The organism is Nocardia sp. NPDC003693, assembly GCF_053981095.1.
This window is the reverse complement of the sequence record NZ_JBSFNO010000083.1, coordinates 1-2880: the sequence shown is the minus strand read 5'-3', so window position 1 is coordinate 2880 and position 2880 is coordinate 1. Positions and strand designations below refer to the sequence as shown.

The window sequence follows — 2880 nt, the reverse complement described above, 5'->3', positions numbered from 1 at the left end:
TACGACGAGGGTTCGGAAGCGGCGCGCCGCCACTCCAAGCAGGTCGACATGATCTGCAACACCCTCGAGCAGTGGGCCATCCGCGACGTGGGCAACCGCCCGCACAAGCTCTTCCTGCACTTCTTCGAGAACCCCGCCGAGATCCTGGGCGACGCCGACGGCAAGGTCATCGGCCTGCGCACCGAGCGCACCGCCCTCGACGGCACCGGCAACGTCAAGGGCACCGGCGAGTTCAAGGACTTCGACGTCACCGCGATCTACCGGGCCGTGGGCTACCTGTCGCAGAACATCCCCTCGCTGCCCTTCGACGACCAGGCCGGCACCGTGCCCAACGAGGCCGGTCGCGTGCTGGGCAACGAGGACGCCGACGGCGCCGAGCGCTACGTGCCGCAGACCTACGTCACCGGCTGGATCAAGCGCGGCCCGGTCGGCCTCATCGGCCACACCAAGGGCGACGCCAACGAGACCATCGCCTGCCTGCTGGACGACGTCGCGAACTTCGTCCCGGCCCCGAAGCCGGAACTCGAAGCCGTCACCGAGTTCCTCGAGGGCAAGGGCATCCCCTTCACCACCTGGGCCGGCTGGTACCGCCTGGACGCGCACGAGCGCGCCCTGGGCGAGCCCGAGGGCCGCGAGCGCGTGAAGGTCGTCGAGCGCGAGGACATGCTGCGGGCCAGCGAGCCGGACAAGGTTTCCTGATCAACCGTTTCCTGACCGCCTGACCTGGCCGAATCCGCCAGGTGGACAAGGTCTTACGCACTTGTCACCGTCTCGAGGCATGCTGATCAAGTGTTCGATGCCCATGTCCACATCATCGATCCGCGGTTTCCGCTGATCGAGAACGAAGGCTACCTACCCGACCCCTACACCATCGCCGACTATCGGCGGCGCATGTCGCGCTTCGATATCGACGGTGGCGCGGTGGTCAGCGGGTCCTTCCAGGGCACCGATCAGAGCTATCTCCGGGCAGCCCTCGCCGAACTGGGCGCGGGCTGGGTCGGGGTGACCAATCTGGACGTGGACGCCAGCGATGCCGAGATCGTGGATCTCGACCGCGCGGGGGTGCGGGCGCTGCGGTTCAACCTCAAGCGCGCGGGCGGTGACATCGTCGGGCTCACCATGCTCGCGCTGCGCGCCTACGACCTCGTGGGCTGGCACGTCGAGCTGTACATCGACGGTTCCATGCTCGGCTCGCTGGAGCCGGTCATCACCAAGCTGCCCCGGCTCTCGATCGACCACATGGGCATGTCCGACGAATGCCTGCCGTACCTGCTGAACCTGGTCGATCGGGGCGCCAAGGTGAAGGCGTCCGGCTTCGGGCGGGTCTCGATGGACGTGGCCTCGGCGCTGCGCAAGATCCACGCGGTCAGTCCCGAGGCCCTGATGTTCGGCTCCGATCTGCCGGGCGCGCGGGCCGGTCGCCCGTTCCGCAACACCGATATCGACGTCATCGCCGAAACCGTCGGCGGCGATCTGCACCGGGTGCTCGAGGACAACGCGCGCGCCTTCTACCGGCTGCCCGCCAAACAGCGGCCCGTCGTCCCGCCCGCGCCGGCCCGGCCGCGGCACGGACCGGACGCGCCGACGCTGCGGCTGCACCGCTCCGAACTGCCGAAACCGCCTCCGCCGGACACGATTCCGTTCCGCCGGATCGAGCGCTGACCGAATTCGGTTCGCGCACCGGCGGATTCCCGCGTCCCTTCCGGCGGCGGCTCAGATCGCGACGGCGGCGACCACCCAGATGCCCGCCGCGAGCAGCGCGCCGAACAGTTCCACCAGCATCGAGAGCCCGACGCCCTTGAGCGCGTGCACCGTCGACTGCCAGGCCGGCTGCTGCACGCGCAACCGCTGCAGCTCCGAAACATAGACGCCGACAACGAATCCCAGGAACAACCCGACCACCGGCACCACGAAGAATCCGATGATGCCGAGAACCGCGCCCAGGATCAGCGAGCGGCTGGGCACCCCGGCCTCGCGCAGTTTCGCGCCCGGCCAGGTGTACTTGATGATGCCGCTGATGACGAGAAACGTTGTGCAGACGGCGAAGACGATCCAGGCCGAGGATCCCCCGGTCATGACGGCCCACACCAGGATCGCCGCCAGGATGAGAATCACCCCGGGCAGGATCGGCACGATGACCCCCAGCAGGCCGATCAGAATCGCGAGGCCGACCAGCACCTCACCCATTGCGCTCAACTTACGGTCCTCCAGGCTCGTGGTTACCCGCATTGTCGCCCAGCGGGGGTGTCCCTGTCCGGGCGAAGTCGGCGAAGTAACCGGACGACCTGGGTGAATAGCGCGGGGGCCGAATTGTGGCGGCACTCACCACGGGAGCCCTCGCGGCTATTGTCATACTGTCAACACGTGCGGCCAGAGCCGGTGCGCACAGGGATCGACGATGAACCGAGGTAGGGCGTGAGCACACCATCCACCGCCAAGCAGGGCCCGCTCGCGGGTGTCCGCGTAGTCGAATTGGCCGGCATCGGCCCGGGTCCGCACGCGGCGCTGCTGCTGGCCGATCTCGGTGCGGACGTGGTGCGGGTGCAGCGCCCGAACCAGCTGCCCGGTCAGATGGAGCGCCCGCAGTGGCGCGGGCGGACCATCGTCGAGGCCAACCTCAAGGATCCGGCGCACATCGAGCAGGTGCTCGGCCTCATCGAGAAGGCCGACGTGCTCATCGAGGGCTTCCGGCCCGGTGTCACCGAGCGCATGGGCCTGGGCCCGGACGTCGCCCTCGAGCGCAACCCGCGCCTGGTCTACGGCCGCATGACCGGCTGGGGTCAGTACGGCCCGATGGCCGATCGCACCAGCGAGATCAGTGCCCAACGGCGGCAACAGATTCGCAAGCTCCTGGCCGAATACGAGCGGCTGCTGCCGGGT

3 protein-coding genes and 1 pseudogene are annotated in these 2880 nt (G+C 68.4%); 3 read left to right on the top strand and 1 reads right to left on the bottom strand.

Going from position 1 to position 2880, the window contains the following annotated elements; all coding sequences use genetic code 11:
* Together ACWDOP_RS38950 and ACWDOP_RS38945 are read left to right on the top strand one after the other, a co-directional pair.
* Nucleotides 1–699, top strand: a pseudogene (locus tag ACWDOP_RS38950) (pyridine nucleotide-disulfide oxidoreductase); the annotation flags it as partial.
* A gap of 90 nt (nt 700–789) precedes the next feature.
* A complete protein-coding gene (locus ACWDOP_RS38945) occupies nt 790–1662 on the top strand; it encodes an amidohydrolase family protein (protein ID WP_456349085.1) in 873 nt (290 codons plus the stop codon).
* A gap of 51 nt (nt 1663–1713) precedes the next feature.
* Here the strand turns inward: ACWDOP_RS38945 and ACWDOP_RS38940 are convergent, their stop codons facing one another.
* Nucleotides 1714–2187 (bottom strand): DUF456 domain-containing protein, encoded by a 474-nt coding sequence (locus ACWDOP_RS38940; RefSeq protein ID WP_456349086.1) that lies wholly within the window; start codon nt 2185–2187, stop codon nt 1714–1716.
* A gap of 228 nt (nt 2188–2415) precedes the next feature.
* Between ACWDOP_RS38940 and ACWDOP_RS38935 the strand changes: the two genes are divergently transcribed.
* Nucleotides 2416–2880 (top strand): CoA transferase (locus ACWDOP_RS38935; RefSeq protein ID WP_456349084.1); only part of this gene is annotated, 465 nt, incomplete at its 3' end.

Bases quoted from the DNA above. Each gene is read 5' to 3' on its own strand.
- ACWDOP_RS38940 (WP_456349086.1), bottom strand. From the start codon at position 2,187: ATGGGTGAGGTGCTGGTCGGCCTCGCGATTCTGATCGGCCTGCTGGGG.